Annotated in this window: 13 protein-coding genes and 3 pseudogenes; 7 read left to right on the plus strand and 9 right to left on the minus strand. The window is 59.6% G+C overall.

Annotated features, from left to right (window positions below):
- Positions 1 to 6: 6 nt before the first annotated feature.
- From trbL to traI, 8 genes are read right to left on the minus strand one after another with little or no spacing between them, the layout of a single operon-like run.
- Positions 7 to 1,149, minus strand: a complete 1,143-nt coding sequence (trbL, locus tag QM996_RS31250) for a P-type conjugative transfer protein TrbL (protein ID WP_334142260.1) — start codon at positions 1,147 to 1,149, stop codon at positions 7 to 9.
- A gap of 40 nt (positions 1,150 to 1,189) precedes the next feature.
- Positions 1,190 to 1,366 carry an entry exclusion protein TrbK gene (gene trbK / locus QM996_RS31255; RefSeq protein ID WP_334141929.1) on the minus strand — a complete coding sequence of 59 codons (177 nt, stop codon included), beginning with the start codon at positions 1,364 to 1,366 and terminating at the stop codon, positions 1,190 to 1,192.
- Positions 1,360 to 2,160, minus strand: a complete 801-nt coding sequence (gene trbJ / locus QM996_RS31260) for a P-type conjugative transfer protein TrbJ (protein ID WP_334141931.1) — start codon at positions 2,158 to 2,160, stop codon at positions 1,360 to 1,362. The genes trbK and trbJ overlap by 7 nt, the downstream gene beginning before the upstream one ends.
- Positions 2,135 to 4,588, minus strand: a complete 2,454-nt coding sequence (locus QM996_RS31265) for a conjugal transfer protein TrbE (protein WP_334141933.1) — start codon at positions 4,586 to 4,588, stop codon at positions 2,135 to 2,137. The genes trbJ and QM996_RS31265 overlap by 26 nt, the downstream gene beginning before the upstream one ends.
- A 10-nt stretch (positions 4,589 to 4,598) precedes the next feature.
- Positions 4,599 to 4,898, minus strand: a complete 300-nt coding sequence (locus QM996_RS31270) for a conjugal transfer protein TrbD (protein WP_334141934.1) — start codon at positions 4,896 to 4,898, stop codon at positions 4,599 to 4,601.
- Positions 4,891 to 5,277 carry a TrbC/VirB2 family protein gene (locus tag QM996_RS31275; protein ID WP_334141936.1) on the minus strand — a complete coding sequence of 129 codons (387 nt, stop codon included), beginning with the start codon at positions 5,275 to 5,277 and terminating at the stop codon, positions 4,891 to 4,893. The genes QM996_RS31270 and QM996_RS31275 overlap by 8 nt, the downstream gene beginning before the upstream one ends.
- Entirely contained in the window at positions 5,267 to 6,244 is a 978-nt protein-coding gene (trbB, locus tag QM996_RS31280) for a P-type conjugative transfer ATPase TrbB (protein ID WP_334141938.1), read from the minus strand. The genes QM996_RS31275 and trbB overlap by 11 nt, the downstream gene beginning before the upstream one ends.
- 10 nt (positions 6,245 to 6,254) lie before the next feature.
- On the minus strand, positions 6,255 to 6,881 hold the full coding sequence (gene traI / locus QM996_RS31285; protein ID WP_334141940.1) for an acyl-homoserine-lactone synthase: 627 nt from the start codon (positions 6,879 to 6,881) through the stop codon (positions 6,255 to 6,257).
- Positions 6,882 to 7,234: 353 nt separating this feature from the next.
- On the opposite strand from traI, the gene repA reads away from it, so the two are divergent.
- From repA to QM996_RS31310, 5 genes and pseudogenes are all read left to right on the plus strand, one after another.
- The gene (repA, locus tag QM996_RS31290; protein ID WP_334142262.1) at positions 7,235 to 8,458 is read left to right on the plus strand and encodes a plasmid partitioning protein RepA; all 1,224 of its coding nucleotides are present in this window, start codon (positions 7,235 to 7,237) and stop codon (positions 8,456 to 8,458) included.
- Positions 8,455 to 9,483, plus strand: coding sequence for a plasmid partitioning protein RepB (repB, locus tag QM996_RS31295; protein ID WP_334141942.1), 1,029 nt, complete (start codon positions 8,455 to 8,457; stop codon positions 9,481 to 9,483). The genes repA and repB overlap by 4 nt, the downstream gene beginning before the upstream one ends.
- 200 nt (positions 9,484 to 9,683) lie before the next feature.
- A complete protein-coding gene (repC, locus tag QM996_RS31300) occupies positions 9,684 to 10,895 on the plus strand; it encodes a plasmid replication protein RepC (protein ID WP_334141944.1) in 1,212 nt (403 codons plus the stop codon).
- 493 nt (positions 10,896 to 11,388) lie between these two features.
- The gene (locus QM996_RS31305) at positions 11,389 to 12,402 is read left to right on the plus strand and encodes a methyltransferase (protein WP_334141946.1); all 1,014 of its coding nucleotides are present in this window, start codon (positions 11,389 to 11,391) and stop codon (positions 12,400 to 12,402) included.
- Between the two features lie 20 nt (positions 12,403 to 12,422).
- Positions 12,423 to 12,561: pseudogene (locus QM996_RS31310) on the plus strand (integrase); the annotation flags it as partial.
- Positions 12,562 to 13,214: 653 nt separating this feature from the next.
- Here the strand turns inward: QM996_RS31310 and QM996_RS31315 are convergent.
- Positions 13,215 to 13,496 carry a hypothetical protein gene (locus tag QM996_RS31315; RefSeq protein WP_334141947.1) on the minus strand — a complete coding sequence of 94 codons (282 nt, stop codon included), beginning with the start codon at positions 13,494 to 13,496 and terminating at the stop codon, positions 13,215 to 13,217.
- Positions 13,497 to 13,612: 116 nt separating this feature from the next.
- Here QM996_RS31315 and QM996_RS31320 point away from each other — a divergent pair.
- Both QM996_RS31320 and repC (QM996_RS31325) read left to right on the plus strand, forming a co-directional pair.
- Positions 13,613 to 14,048 (plus strand): annotated as a pseudogene (locus tag QM996_RS31320) (Ku protein); the annotation flags it as partial.
- Positions 14,049 to 14,053: 5 nt separating this feature from the next.
- A pseudogene (gene repC / locus QM996_RS31325) lies at positions 14,054 to 14,281 on the plus strand (replication initiation protein RepC); the annotation flags it as partial.
- Positions 14,282 to 14,345 lie beyond the last annotated feature (64 nt).

Below are 14,345 nucleotides of genomic sequence, written 5' to 3' on the forward strand. Positions count from 1 at the left end.
TTGCTGTTAGTCTTTGCGTTCGGGAGGTGGCTGGTGCCCGCTGTGACCGCCGCGGCTCTCATCGAGCTTGGCATTGGCGAGCCCGAGGATCGATCCGGCATAGGCGCCGGGAGAGCCGATCGCCTTTTCCTTGGCAGCTGATCCAACAGCGCTACTGGCCGATCCGATCCCCGCGCCGAAGCCCCGAAGCGCCGCACCGGCGAGTGACGAACCCGCCGCTCGGGCGGACTGACCGGCCGCAAAGCCGGCTGATACTCCGCCTGCTGCGAGGAACCCTGCGCCCGCGCCGAAAGATGCTGCCTGTCCGCCGTGACGGATCGTTTCCATGCCCCCGGTTACCGATGCGCCTTGGACAACGCCCTGAATAATGTTCGGCACATAGATCGCGATGATGAATACGACCACAGCGATGCCCGCGATCGCGAGAGCGGTCTGGAACTGGTCACCGACTTGCGGCTCGTTCGCCAATCCGATCAGGACTTCCGATCCGATGCGGGAGATCATGACCAACGCCATGAGCTTCATGCCGACCGAGAAGGCATAAACCAGATATCGGATGGCGAAGTCCTTGGTGTACGAAGATCCTCCAAGGCCGAGCATGATCATGCCCGCGAGCAGCCCGAGATACATCTCAACCATGACCGACACGAAGATGGCCGCGACCAGCGAAAATGAAATGACCACGACCACCATGGCGAAGGCCGCCGAGATCGCGAGCGCGTTGTCCTCAAAAAGGCCGAACTGGATCTTTTCAGACATCTTGGTTGCAACGGCGAGCCCGGCGTTAAAAACATCCGCTGGCGAGGCGGTGCCGCCTCCGGCGCCAATCTGGAAGAGACTGTCGACGACGGCCTTGGCGAAAGTCGGCCCTTGCGCCAACACGAAAGCGAAGAAGCCGACGAACATGATCCGTCGGACGAGTTCGGCAAACCAGCTGTCGAGTGACGCAGCCTGTAGTGCAAGCCAGACTGCTGCGATGCCGACCTCGATGGTCGCGAGAATCCAGAACAATGATTTCGCTGCGTCCATGACCGTGGTTTCCCACCCTTTCGCAGCAGTCGTGATCTGGCTTTGAAGGGACGTCAGTACCGAACCCTCTTGGGCTAATGCGGAGTGCGCGTCCCATGCAGTGAAAACAGCAAATAGCATGGCGACGCGAAGAGCACTGAGGAGTTTCGCGTTCATTGGCTCACCATTCGACTTTCATCTTCTGGCCGCCCGACGTGGGGTATTCTTTCGACGAGCCGAAGAACTTCGCACGGCGTTCCTGTGCGGCCAGCTTCTCCGAGATGATAAGCCAGACGCCGACACAGCCGATCGCAAGAAACGCCGCGCTTGCGGCCAGGATCAGTTTCGTTCTCACCATTCCACCTTCATCTTTTCGCCGCCGGAGGTGGATGGCGCCGTCGCACCGAAGAACTTTTCCCGCCGTGCCTGAGCGAGATCCTTATCGGTCTGCTCGGTCTGCAGCCAGGTTCCCATCATCGTCATCTGCTGCGAGACGAGACCGCGAAGCTTCTGCATCTGCGCAACCTGCTGAGTGGCGATCTGGTGTCCGACCTGCAGGGCCTTCATCTGGCCGTCCGCGGTCTCCGACATGCTTCGGAGCGACGACATGGTGGATTCTTCGCTGTCGAATTGTTCCGCAGTCAGACTGGCGGCCTTCAGCGTGCTGGCGATGGTGTCGCGGTTCGTGTCGGACCAGGACTGATAGGTGGTCGAAAATGTCTGATTGCTCGGAAGGTTGGTCCTGAGATCGGAGTAGCTCTGGAAGCGCTGCTGGAGCACATCGTCGGCATTGCCCAGCGAAAAAGCGATGCTGTGCCCCTGGTCGACGATGCTGCGGAGCTGGTTGAGATCGCTCTCGACCTGTCCCCACATGTGAGATGGGAGGGCCGCGGTGTTCTGGAGCAGGTTCTGGTAGATGCTCAGCTGCGTTTCGATCTGCTGGGCAAGCTGGCCGATCTGGGTAAGCTGGTTCTGGATTTGCTCTCCAGACTGGCCGACAAGGGACACCAGTTCGCCGTTGTTGAGCACCTGGGTCCACTCGGTTGCCGCCCCAGTCGCCGTGCCGGCGTGTGCAGGTGCGAGTGCAGCGATGGTCATTGCGGTAGCCGTGAGGCCAGCGCCCCAACTAAGCTTTGAGCAGCGTTGCGGCATCGTGAACTCCTCTCGTTTGAAGCCAATGGATCGGCCAGTCACGGCCATGCTCGGATTTCAGCGCGCGGATGCGCTTCAAGTCTTCCTTGCCCGACGCGCCGACGAAGCTCAGTGCAACGGGACCAAGCGACATGTCGAAAAGACGCCGGCCTTCCGGCGTGGCAACGTAATATTCGCGCTTCGGGGTCGCGGTTGAGACGATCTCGATCTGGCGTTCGTTGAAACCGATCCGCTCGTAGAATTCCCGTGTCCCCAGCTCTCGAGCCGCGCCGTTCGGGAGGCAAATCTTGGTCGGGCAGGACTCTTTCAAGACGTCGATGATTCCGGACCGCTCGGCATCCGAGATCGACTGGGTCGCAAGCACGACAGCGCAATTCGCCTTGCGCAGCACCTTTAGCCACTCCCGGATCTTGCTGCGGAAAACCGGATGGCCGAGCATCAGCCACGCCTCGTCGAGCAAGATCAGACTAGGGGATCCATCGAGCCGCTTTTCGACGCGCCGAAACAGATAGGTCAGCACTGGGACGAGGTTCCGCTCGCCCATGTTCATGAGATGCTCGATTTCGAAGGTCTGGAAAGCGCCAAGGGTGAGGCCATCCTGCTCGGCGTCGAGAAGCTGACCCATTGGTCCGTCGACCGTGTAGTGATGCAGCGCGTCCTTGATCTCGCGCATCTGCACGCCGCTCACGAAATCGGAAAGCGATCGGCCGGGCGCGCTCGCCATCAGGCCGACCTGACGGGAGATGGCGTTGCGATGATCGGGCGTAATGGTGACGCCCTGCAGCGCGACCAGCATCTCGATCCATTCCGTCGCCCAAGCCCGATCGGCGTCGTTTTCGAGATCGGACAACGGGCAAAACGCGAGCGCGGCTCCAGCTTCCCGCGCATCGCCGCCGATCTCATAATGATCGCCGCGCGCCGCAAGCGTCAGCGGCAGCAACGAGCTTCCCTTGTCGAAGGCGAAGATCTGGGCCTGGCCATACCGCCGGAACTGTGCCGCGATCAGGGCGAGCAGTGTCGATTTGCCCGAGCCCGTCGGACCGAAGATCAGCGTGTGGCCGACGTCATCAACATGGAGGTTGAGGCGGAACGCCGTCGAGCCACTCGCCACCTGGATCAGCGGCGGAGAATTGGCAGGATAGAAAGGGCATGGGGCGATCGGGTTTCCCGACCAGACCGAATTGAGCGGGACCAGGTCCGCGAGATTGCTGGTGTTGATCAGCGGTTCGCGGATATTGCAATACCAGTTGCCCGGTAAGCTGCCGAGATAGGCGTCGGTGGCGTTGAGTGTTTCGATCCTCGCGCCGAAACCCTCGGCCTGGATCAGCCGGCGGATCGCCTCGGCCTTTTCCTGCAATGCTTCCCGATCGCCGTCGAAGAGAACGATCACGGGCGTGTAATAGCCGTAGGTGACAAGCTGCGATGATGCCTGAGCGATCGCATCCTCGGTTTCGGCGACCATCGTCATGGCGTCCTGATCGACCGACCGGCTTTGCGTCTGAAAGAGCTGGTCGAAGAACGGCCGGACCTTCTGCTGCCACTTCTTGCGCGTTCGCTCCAGCTTTTGACGCGCCGCTTCCGCGTCGAGGAAGATGAAGCGCGAGGACCAGCGGTAGGTAAGCGGCATCAGGTCGAGGCTGTTGAGAATCCCCGGCCAGCTCTCCGCCGGCAGCCCGTCAATCGCCACGACACCGAGGAATCGGTTTTCGACCTTCGGCGTCAGCCCGTGCTCGAGTTCCGCGGTCGCGATCCAATCGAGATACATGGGAGCGTCGGGCAGCCGGATCGGATGGTTCTCGCCGGTAATGCAGAAGCGGACGAACTGCAGCAGTTCGTCATAACGAGTGACCCGCTCCCCTCCCCTCTCCACAACCTCGCGCGTCTCCATCCGCCGGATCGAAAGGGTGTTCGCCAAATATTGTTCGATCTCGCGGATAGCGTTCCTGAAGATGAACAGCACCGTGTCGGCGTAGGTCTTCTTCCGGCTCTCCTCGTCCGAATAGATGTATTTGCTGAGCGCGGTTTTCTTCGACTCCAAGGGCCGATGGGTAAGGATCAGCGCGTGCTTGCTCTCGAAATGCCCTCGCTCACGCGCAAAATGCGCCCGCCGTTCCGCGTCGATCGCGCGCGTAACGGGATCGGGAAAGTGGCAGCGGTCTTCAGAGGGATAATCGAACGTCGGGATGCGGACCGCCTCGACCTGGATCATCCAGCCGCTTCCGAGCCGCGACAGGATCGCGTTGATCTGCCGTGACAATTCGTTGCGTTCGAGGTCGGTGGCGCTTTCGGAATCCGGCCCGGCAAAATACCAGCCGGCCATCAGGCTCCCGTCTTTCAATAAGAGGACGCCGTTGTCGACCAGGCCGGCATAGGGGACGAGATCCGCGAAGGATGGGCCGGTGGCCCGGAAGCGTTTAAGAGCGACCATGCCAGCTTCCTCAATACTGCCGCCAAGGAGAGGTGGTCGCCTTGTAGTGGGGCTTGTAGGAAATGTGCCTGATATAGACCTGCCGCATCAGCGGATCGGTTTTCGCCATCATCCTGAGCAGTCCGACGATGACGATCCAGACGGCGATCCCGAAAAGCGCGGAATAGAGGGTCAGCACCACGAAAATCAGGATTACGGAGGCGAGACCCGTGAGCAGAACTAGTTCCCGGTCAGCGCCCATCAGGAGGTTTGGACGCGAAAGCGCACGATGGATACGATTGCGATGCAGGCCGGATAGGGACTCAGCCATGAGCCCCCTCCCCTTCTGCTTTATGCCCGTCCGACGTGACCGGCTTGTCTGGGAGGCCGATCGAGGCGCCCGTCGCGCCGAAAAGGCCGACGATGCTGGTGGCACCGAGCAGGATGCCGGCGACGAGGACGATATACATCAGCCGCCGCGCGAAATCGTTGAGCTCTCCGCCGAAGATCAGCATGCCGCCGGCAATTGCGACCGCGGCCAGCGCGATGGCGCCGGCTACCGGACCAGTAATCGACTCCTGGATCTGCTGTAGCGGTCCCTCCCACGGGAGACCACCACCGCCGGAACTGGCCAGCGCCGGCGCCACAGAGGCAAAAAAGGTGGGCGCTACGATGAGCGCGACGGCGATGAGTGCATGCTTACGCGACATGGCGCGTCTCCTGTTCTTCGGTGAGCTGGTCGGATTCAATTTCGTATTGGCCGTGGACGAAGCGCTCGACCTGGATGACGTCGCGAACGCGTCGACCCCGTGGCGTCCGCTCGATGGACACAATGAGATCGACCGCTTCTCCGATCACCTCGTGCATCGGCTGCTGGCTGGCCTCGGCGGTGAGTTGCTCAAGACGGCGCAGGGCCGACATAGCGGTGTTCGAATGAATGGTTGCCACGCCACCGGGATGACCAGTGTTCCATGCCTTGAGCAATGTGAGTGCAGCACCGTCGCGCACTTCGCCGACGACGATTCGATCTGGGCGGAGGCGCATCGTGCTTTTCAGCAGCCGCGCCATATCGACCGTATCGCTCGTATGGAGAAGAACCGCATTCTCGGCCGCGCATTGAATTTCGGCGGTATCCTCAAGAATGACGAGGCGATCCTCTGGGGCGCTCTTCACGATCTCGTCGATCACGGCATTCGCGAGTGTGGTCTTGCCGGAACCCGTGCCCCCGGAAATTACAATGTTCAGACGCGCGGCAATTGCGCTGCGGATCGTCGAGGCTTGGTACTCCGTCATCACGCCGGTGCGTATATAGTCATCGAGTGGAATGAGGCGCGACGCACGACGGCGAATGGTGAACGCAGGCTTTGCGACCACGGGCGGCAACAAGCCTTCAAAGCGGTGACCGCCGATCGGAAGCTCCCCGGAAATGATGGGTTGATCGGTGTCCACCTCGGATTGCAGTGCGTGAGCAACCGTCCCAATCACCATTTCCGCCGCAGCCGACGACATCTCGCCAGCGGGCGCGACGCCGTGGCCCAGCCGCTCTATGAACAACTTACCATCGGGATTCAGCATGATTTCGACGACGTTGCTATCGTCCAAAGCAACGCAGAGCTGGTCGCCAAGCGCCTCTTGAAGCTTGCGGACGAGGCGCGGATGAGAGCGAAGCTGTGTCACAGACTTCTCCTTACGCAGGTTGGCCAGAAGGGCTGGTGATTTGAGACTGGTAGTTGGCGGGGCGGAGCTTCAGCAATGTGTCCGAGTTCGCAGGCAGCGTGCCCGCGACGGCCATGGTCGCGCCGATCTTCTTGGGCTCACCAAAACGCTGAAGCGACCATCCGACACGGGCGAGGATCCGCTCAAATCGAAGATCCGTTACAGTTACGATTTCGGTGAAGCCGTTCGCGACAGACCATTCGATGATCCCCGCGAACATGGTGAGCGTTGCCTCGTGTATCACGCCGTCTCCCCTTCCCTCGCCAAGGGAGGTGTCCACGCAGAAGCGCGAGCTCTCGATCATCGTGGGATGGGCGCCCAATCGCCCGCAGGGAAGAAGTGAAGGGAAAACGTCCGACAGCATGGTCGGGCCAAGCGCTGGCAGGAGTCGAGCACAGCCTGCCAGTTGCCCGGCGTCGGAGACGGCTAGGATGTACGTTGGTTGAAGTTCGTCGAACCGATCCGATTCGTAGTCGTCGGCAACATTCACTTCCCAGCCCAGTCGATCATGAAAGACGCGTGCACGCAGTTGGTGATGACTGTGGAGAAGCCGGGTCTCTTCGCTGTTTCGGGGCTTCGAAATGGCGAGAATCTGCATGAATTTCTCCGTCGTTGATGGCCGGTGAGAAATCAGCACGAATCGAAATGGGATGGCAGTTGTAGGATTCGACAAGGTTTGGTGGGGTGGCCGGGTCCGAAAGGAGTGGAAAACAGGAAGCGCGACCCGGCCCGATTGTAGGATTCACAGGAGAACAATTAGGGATCAGATGGATTGGCGGAGTAGCCTAAGCATCGGTACGCAAAGAGGAAAATGCCAAAAAGCTCTTAGTGTTCATCTGAGCGCCGTTAAGCCTTTGTTAACCCTAATCTTCTGGACCGGTCAGGAGAATCGTGTTCTATCTTTGTCGGGCAAAGGCCGGTAAATCGGCAGTAGGCCGCCAAGAGGAACAGATGGCGATAGCGAACCGAGTTGAATCAGTTGTTGGCACCAAGGAAGACGCGGGCAGCAAAATCACGCGCCACGCAGGGCTTCTGTCAGCGCAATTGCAGCAGCTCAGAACGCGCATGTATCCTCCGAAGTCGGAGAAAAGCCTTCGTTCGTTCTTGATCAACGAAGTGTCGAAGCTGACGTCCATACCCGATTCCACGCTGAAGCACATGTCCAGGGAAGGTCGTGGACCGGTCCCGAGCAGGCTCGAAAACAACCATCGCGCCTACACACTGGCCCAGATAAATGAGTTACGCGAGCTGTTCGCGAACCTGAAACCATCAGAAGCGCTACGAATTTTTCCTCGCCGACGTGCGGGCGAGCATCTCCAGGTTCTTGCGATCGCCAATTTCAAGGGTGGCAGCGCAAAGACCACGACCTGCGTCCATCTCGCTCATTATCTGGCTCTTCAGGGCTATCGTGTCCTTGCGCTCGACTTGGATCCTCAGGCATCCTTGTCAGCCATGTTCGGCGCGCAGCCGGAAGTAGACGTTGGTTCGAACGAAACCATTTATGCTGCCTTGCGATACGACGAAGGCGCGCGGCGACCGATCCGCGACATCATTCGCAAGACCTATTTCGACGGGATAGACCTAATCCCAGGCAATCTCGAAGTGATGGAGTATGAGCATGAAACTCCCCGCGTCCTGGCAAACAAGTCGGGCTCGGGTGCGATCTTTTTCGAGAGATTGAAGCTGGCTCTTGCAGAAGTCGAAGCTGATTACGACGTCGTAATCCTCGATACTCCGCCTTCGCTAGGCTTTCTGACCCTGAGCGCGATATATGCGGCGACTAGTATGATCATAACGGTGCATCCAGCCATGCTGGATGTGGCGTCGATGAGCCAGTTTCTTCTCATGATGGGCGATCTGATTAGCGTTCTGAATGAGAGCGGTGCTCAACTGGATCAGGACTTCATCCGATATCTGGTGACGCGACATGACCCCAACGATGCGCCACAGTCGCAGGTCGTCGCAATGCTCCGGCACATGTTCGGGGACGATGTGCTATTGCCCACTGCCATCGAAAGTACCGCCGTCGAAGCGGCGGGTCTGGCGAAACGTTCGATATACGAACTCGAACTGGGTCAGATCGGGCGGGATACCCACAAACGCGCGCGTGAAGCCGTTGACGCGGTCAATGAAGCAATAATCCGGCTTATCAACGACAGCTGGGGGCGGACATGAGCAAGTCTTCTCGCAAATCGATTGTGGCGAGCTTCGGTCTGCTGTCCGCAGAACTAGAGAACAAGCTTGCAGACGGGCCGCAGTCTGCCGCCCCTACTCCATCATCGCCCCGTGTGGGCGCCGGTGTTATCGGTGCAGCGCACCGGGCAATCGATGATATTCGCTCGGAGCGAGACCGGTTGAAGGCGCTGGTCGAGTCAGGCGGGGGAGCGGTTCGAGAGCTTGATCCTTCGCTGGTCGACCCCTCCCCTTACCCGGACAGGCTTCCGGACGATGACCCGGCAGGCTTCGAGGAGTTTAAGCGCTCGATTGAGACTGAAGGACAGAAGGTCCCGGTTCAGGTCCGAAAGCACCCCTCCTCCGATGGCCGGTATCAGATCGTCTACGGTCATCGACGGTGGCTTGCTGCGAAGCAACTCGGCAAACCCGTTCGCGCCATCGAAGTGGAGATTTCAGACCTAGACCTCGTCGTCGCGCAAGGCATCGAGAATGCGAGCCGGCAGGATCTCACTTGGATCGAGCGTGCGCTGTTCGCATCACGGATGGATGACGCGGGAGTTAAGCCCCGTGACATAAAAGCGGCGCTGTCGATTGATGACCCAGAGCTCGCCAAGATGCGCACGGTCTATCGATCAGTTCCGACCGACGTGATCGAAGCAATCGGCCGTGCGCCCAAAGTGGGACGTCCCCGCTGGCTCGAGTTTGCAAAAACGATAGCTGACAATCCAGACTCCCTCCCCGCAGCCCGTGAGATCCTCTCGAAAGCACCCGACGGCTCAGTTGTTTCCGATCGGCGCTTCCAGCGCGCTTTCGACGTGATAAAGCCATCGAGCAAAGTCGTTCATGAGAGCACGGCGATTTCAGACGCAGAGGGCCGTAGACTGGGTGCTTGGAAGATATCGGCCAAGGAGTTTCGGATTTCGGCGGACGGGCCTCTCGGTGTCGAGTTTGTTAAATTCGTTGGGGACGAGCTCCCTGCCCTCATTGAACGCTTCTCTCGGGAACGTGAAAATCAAAACCCCTGATAGCTGCCAATAGGCACCGTCGATTTAGGAAGACGAAAGGACTACTCGCAAAAGAAAAAGGCCCCCAAACGTTGCCGTCGTGGAAGCCTCTCTCATATCTGGACAATCTGAGAATCGCATTTCCACGAATCCCAGTCAAGAGTCATTGGCACCGAATTTTGGTGAGCGGATTTCTTTTGCCTTTTGAGAGGTGAAGGAAAATGCAGAGTGGAAATGTGACGACGCCTTTTGGGCGGCGGCCGATGACACTTGCGCTGGTGAAGCGACAAGTGGCATCCGCCGAGATCAGGTCGAACAAATCGGCGGACAAATGGAAAGTGTTTCGAGACGCCTGTGAAGCCAGGACGCTTATGGGGCTACAGGATCGAGCTCTCGCGGTCCTTGACGCGCTCCTGAGTTTCTATCCCGAGACCGATCTACGCCAGGGAGCATCTCTCATCGTCTTTCCGTCGAACGCTCAGTTATCGATCAGAGCGCACGGCATCGCCGGCGCTACGTTGCGGCGGCACTTGGCAGCGCTCGTTGACGCCGGTCTGATTGTTCGCAAAGACAGTGCAAATGGAAAGCGCTACGTCCGGAAAGACCGGGCTGGTGAGATCGAGGATGCGTTCGGGTTCGATCTCTCCCCTCTGCTCGCGCGATCGGAGGAGCTTGCGCAGATGGCCCAGCAGGTGGCCGCAGAGCGCGCATTGTTTCGCCGGACCAAGGAGGCGCTCACCATCCGCCGGAGGGACGCCCGTAAGCTGATATCGGCGGCGATGGAAGAGGGAGCGGCTGGCGACTGGGGCAAGATTGAAAACATGTATGTGGCTCTCGTTGCCCGGATTCCGCGAACACCCTCGCTGAGCGACCTGACCACAATCCTCGATGAAATGGACCTCCTTTGCGAGGAGATCGTCAATTCGTTGGATGCACACGATATTTCCGAAAATATGAGCAGCAATGATGCTCGTATTGGGCGTCACATACAGAATTCAAATACCGAATCTCACCATGAATCTGAACCTAGCTCTCGAAAAGAGCTGGGGGCGAAGGCCGAACGAGATAAGGGACGGGGACGCGTGCCGTTGAAGGCATTTCCTTTAGGGATGGTGCTGCAGGCTTGCCCCGAAATTGTGATGTACGGTCAGGGCGGTGAGATCTCGAGCTGGCGTGACTTGATGGCAGCTGCTGTGGTGGTGCGCTCGATGTTGGGGGTGAGCCCGAGCGCTTATGAGGATGCTTGCGAGGTTATGGGCCCGGAAAACGCCGCAGTTGCCATCGCTTGTATTCTTGAGCGGGCAGGACATATCACTTCTGCGGGTGGGTACTTGCGCGACCTCACCTCCAAAGCCCGGCGCGGCGAATTTTCACTTGGCCCGATGTTGATGGCCCTGTTGCGGGGAGGCGGTATGGTGCGACAAGCGGGGTAGAAGAGGCTTTGAGGGTCTGCAATCCGCAAATCTGAGAAAGAGGTCGTCTCCGACGCTGTGCGAACAACGCCAGATTAGGTGCTAAGCGATAGACGGCCCGGAATGTGCGGGGCAGCCAAGCGGCGGGAGACGCTGCGGCTGTCCATTCCGCCAGATTTACAATCTGGTAGGCCGGTATCGAGTCGAACGGACAATCACGACGTTATTGCCCCGCCCACCGAAACCCGCAAGCAGCTTCCGGGCGGGATCGAGGAAATCATCAGCACGACGCTGGGGGCAATTCTGCCTGTCACCTGAAATCACGCGTCTCGCTTTTCCGTTGGGCTCGTCGCTAGTCATTCTTGATTAATAGCACCCCATCGCAGAACGCTCTATCTTCCCTTGCTGGGTGCCTCGAGACGGGACGTCCGGTTTTGCAGCGCTGCCGGACCGCTTCGGTTTCAGCACCAATCCTAGATGCCGTTCGACGACACGATCCACGAGGAGACGAGCGATGGGCGCAACGACGCCGGACAACATCATGCAGCTTGGCATGGCGTTCTGGGCCTCCAAGGCCGTGCTCAGCGCGGTCGAGCTCGGCGTCTTCACCGAGCTCGCGGCCGGCCCGGCCGACCTGCCGGACCTACAGGCCAGGCTGAAACTGCATCCCCGCTCGGCCCGCGACTTCCTCGACACCCTGGTGGCCCTGAAGCTGCTCGAACGCGAGGACGGCCGCTATCGCAATGCCCCTGATACGGACCTCTTCCTCGACAAGGCGAAGCCGTCCTATATCGGCGGCATCCTCGAAATGGCCAATGCCCGGCTCTATCGTTTCTGGGCCTCGCTTACCGAAGCCCTGCTCACCGGAGAGCCGCAGAACGAAGCCAAGCACAGCGAGGACTTCTTCGCCGCGATCTATGCGGAGCCGGCACGGCTGCGCGGGTTCCTCGAGGCCATGAGCGGGATCAGCGCCGGTGCGGCGCAGGCGATCGCCGCCAGGTTCGACTGGTCGAAATACACGACCTTCGCCGATGTGGGCGCGGCGCAGGGCATGGTGCCGGTGGTGATCGCGCGAGCCCATCCGCATCTCCAGGCCATCGGCTTCGACCTGCCCGCCGTGCAGCCGATATTCGACGAGTTTATCGCCCGGCAGGGCCTCGCTGACCGCATCCGCTTCCAAAGCGGCAACTTCTTCGACGGCCCGATGCCGAATGCGGATGTGATCGTGATGGGGCATATCCTGCACGACTGGGATCTTGCCGAGAAGAGGATGCTCTTGGAAAAGGCGTTCGCCGCGCTGCCGAAAGGCGGGGCCCTGATCGTCTACGACGCGGTCATCGACGACGAGCGCCGCAGCAACGCCTTCGGCCTGCTGATGAGCCTGAACATGCTGATCGAGACCCGCGGAGGGTTCGACTACACCGGCGCCGACTGCCAGGCCTGGATGGGCGACGCCGGTTTCGTGTCCACACGCGTCGAGCCGTTGCTGGGCCCGGACTCGATGGTGATCGGCTTCAAGCCCGACTGAACGGAAATGGCAATCGGATCGGTAATTCGCTGCGCGCCAGCCTTACCGCCCTCGACCGATACCGAGGAACGCTACTTTCAAAAACAGCTGGGGCACGCTCCGGCTGAGTTGACGCGCGAACATCAGCGGCGCGACCGTTTCCGCAGCAAGCTCGCCAAGGGGGGCTGGGCTTTAAAGGCCACTCCCCTGTCCCACGCAATGGTTATTTCAAAAGGTTGCGGGCCGGGTTTTCGGCTTAACGCTTCAATTGAAGTCGGGGAGTAAAAGCCACAGTGGACATCGGAAGATCGGAAGACGATCTTGCACAGAAGCATGTTTGCCAAGTAATGAACTGTTAACTATATAGAATTCGCGGATACGGAAACTAGGTCGCACAAAGCTTCCGTCACTTGCCTGTGGGCGCAAATGGCATAGCGATGCCCGTGGGGCGGCATTCGTCCGTCTCTAAACGGTCCATCGGGGTCAATGGTCTTCTTAGGGAGCTCGTAGCCAGGCCCCTACCCTACTGAGCTGCGACTGAACATTCGGTTTGACTGCGAGCGGCTCGCCTGGGAGAGCACCACAATGAGAGAATGGATTTGCCTCGGCATGGCATTGTGCGTCGGCCGCCCCGGAACGGGCCCGAGTTGGCCTTCGGAATGCCGATCGTCGCGCGACAGTGCCTTCTACACCGTATCGGTGGTCGATCTACAATGGGCGATGCGGAGGGATTCAAAGACGGCCCGCGGATCCAGTGTGCCGATCATTACCCTGTCCTGTCCGGGGCAGACAACATGGCGCCCGAGGAGAAAGTGGCCCGCGGTTCTCGGGAGCTATTTTAACGGATCCGGAGCGCGGAATGCCGACGCATACAATGCAGTTAAGCAGTAGAGGACGCCCCTTCTAGAAACCTTGTCAGCTGACAAGGTTTTCAGACGGAACTCGTGCCAGAAGTTCGAACACTGCTGGCGTTGGCGGACCGCCGCTTGAAGACCCTCGTCTTCGAGCTCGGAGTCGAAGCACAGGATGCTGGGGGGCATCGTTGGATCGATGTTGGCGGAACAATGTTCAGAAACCTTGTCAGCTGACAAGGTCTCGCAGGCTATGTCGACCATCCACCCCCTCCTCCATGTGAAACGCCCCGTGGCTGCCGATCGCTGGAACAGGGGAACAATCGAGTGCTCTTGTCGGTTCCATCGTCTGAAACTCGCAAGCGATGAGGACGCATGCCATGGCGCCGCGCGCTTTCTGGAAAGGCTACCTAAAACTATCGCTGGGCACCCTGCCCGGTCGCGATGACGCCGGCGGTCAGCAAAAACGAAAGGTCCGCTTTCATACGCACAACCGCTAGACCGGCAACCGCGTCGAATCGAGATATGTCGATGCAGTCAGCGGAAAACCCGTCGACCAGGACATAAAGGCTATCAGCGCGGCGAAGACGACTATGTACTGCTGGAGGCCGTCGGTCTGGAGAGCACGCGCACCATCGACATCGACAGGTTCGTGCCAGCCGACAGCATCCAATGGCTCTGGTTCGATCGGCCGCAATTTCTTGTGCCCGACGATCCAGTCGGCGAGGAGGCTTTTCGGTGATTCGAGACGCGATGCTGTCGACCAAGACGGTCGGCATCTCGCGGCTGGTGATGTACCGGCGCGAACGCGCGGTCAATTGATGCTTGGCGTGAGCCCGAGCGCCTAGCAGGATGCCTGCGATGTAATGGGGCCTGAGAACGCCGCGGCGACGATCGCCTGCATTCTCGAAAGGGCAGGGCACATCAATTCCGCCGGCGGCTATCTTCGGGATCTGACGGCGAAGGCGCGGCGAGGGGAGTTTTCGCTCGGGCCGATGCTGATGGCGTTAATGCGGGCGAACCCTGGTGCGGGTAGGAAAGCCAGATAGTACCATCGCGAAGCGACTGTTAAGCTATGCCGATCTGACAGATCAGGGCCCAAGGAAATTCCGG

This window comes from Sinorhizobium chiapasense (assembly GCF_045277575.1).
GTDB lineage: Bacteria > Pseudomonadota > Alphaproteobacteria > Rhizobiales > Rhizobiaceae > Ensifer > Ensifer chiapasense_A.